Genomic DNA, 1,797 nt, shown 5'->3' with positions numbered 1-1,797 from the left:
TATACGGCGGTTCAATCAACTTAACAAGTAACACACCTTTCGGTGTAGTAATCTATCATTGAGACTAATCCAAATTGGGTTAGTCTTTCTTTGTTTATTGCAAAATTCATAACTCTTCGCTGACACACATAAGCGATTCGACTACCTGTATATGCCGTAATCCAAGCTATATCCTTATCAACTCCAAGTTTCATCAAATTCTTTATTCGATTTTGCGGAGTTTTCCATTGCTTCCAGATACACATACGCAACCTATAACGAATTCTAGCATCTAGTTCTTTGCAGAGAGTTTTCATGCTGCCTATCTTAAAGTAGTTAATCCACCCTCTTATAAGCTGATTGAGTTTCTCCACCTTATAGCTGTTGCTAACGCCCCAGCTACGACAGGTGAGTTCTTTCATTCTTTTCTTGAACTTCGCTACTGATTTCGCGTGTGGTTTTGCCTTAAACTGATGTGCTCTTGAATCAAAGTAGAAACCAAATCCAAGGTATTTAAGTCCTTGCGGTCTATCCACCTTACTCTTGGTCATGTTGACTTTGAGCCCTAGCTTCTCTTCAATAAATCTTGAAATATTTCTCATGACTCTGTTGGCAGACATTTCGCTTCCGACCATAATAATACAGTCATCCGCATATCGTACAAAGTTAAGCCCCCGCTTTTCCATTTCCTTATCAAGTTCATTCAGCATAATGTTTGCCAATAATGGCGAGAGATTTCCTCCTTGTGGTGTCCCCACAATGGAATCCTCATATTCATCATCAATCATGATTCCGCTGACAAGGTATTTTCTAACGATAGAGATAACATCTCCATCTTTGATAGTTCTACCTATGATGGTCATGAGCTTATCATGGTTTACTGTGTCAAAGAACTTTTCCAAGTCGATATCTACAATCCAGTCATTACCCTCATTCATCATGTCGAGCGCTGTTAGAATTGCTTGCTGAGCACATCTGTTAGGTCTGAATCCATAACTATGGTCATGGAACTGTTCCTCATAGATTGGTGTTAAAGCCTGTGCAATGGCTTGTTGTATGAATCTGTCTGTTACTGTTGGTACTCCTAGGTTTCTGACACCGCCATCAGGCTTTGGTATCTCCACTCTTCGTACTGGCTGAGGTTTATATTTTCTCATCCTCAACTGTTCCTTGATGATTTCGCCGTTCTTTGCAAGGTATTCTTTGAGTTCTGTGTACTTCATTCCGTCCACTCCCTCTGCACCTTTATTTCGTACGACTTGCAGATATGCTCTGTTGAGGTTATCACTAGACAATATCTGCTCCATTAGACTACTTGTGTCCATGCGTTCTTTCCTTTCCGTCTCGCTTGATTTGACCACCTTTTTTTTCCGATTAGTTACGGCAGATGTTGCCATTTCTGCAATCCGAGACATACTCAAACTTATTGATTGTTCGCCCCTTTGCTCCATCTCCATTACAGAGACTTCTTCACTACTATGGGCTCGGCTGACTTCTCACAGTTCGTTGTTACTAGGCTGATGGAACCTCTATGAGACCTCCACGCTTAAGGTGCACGCTCTTTCTCTCCATATATCCGCCACATTTACTCTGCTACTACAAAGGTGATAGTTATTAGACTTCGTTGCTTCGTGCCAACTTATCTCTCGTAGCCTAGCCTTATATGTGATTTCTGTTCGTCGGACCAGAGATTTGCTTACAGCTTCCTTCAGATTCTACCTCGCGATAGACACCCTTGCTGTTCGGCTATACACTTCCCACTATCTGGGCATGTTCGGGACTTGCACCCGTTAGAGCGTGCCCATGGCGCGCAAACAC

At 42.2% G+C, this 1,797-nt stretch carries 1 protein-coding gene; it reads right to left on the bottom strand.

Translation table 11 applies throughout. The features are described from left to right. Nucleotides 1–20: 20 nt before the first annotated feature. Entirely contained in the window at nucleotides 21–1,304 is a 1,284-nt protein-coding gene (gene ltrA / locus WMO62_RS15710) for a group II intron reverse transcriptase/maturase (protein ID WP_349145270.1), read from the bottom strand. Nucleotides 1,305–1,797: the final 493 nt, after the last annotated feature.

Origin of the sequence: Hominiventricola aquisgranensis (assembly GCF_040096225.1) — a bacterium.
GTDB classification, from domain to species: Bacteria; Bacillota; Clostridia; order Lachnospirales; family Lachnospiraceae; genus Hominiventricola; species Hominiventricola aquisgranensis.
This window is presented reverse-complemented; position numbering and strand designations above follow the sequence as displayed.

What these genes read in the sequence shown, in the direction of transcription:
- ltrA (WP_349145270.1), bottom strand. Translation starts at nt 1,304, where the DNA reads ATGGACACAAGTAGTCTAATGGAGCAGATATTGTCTAGTGATAACCTC.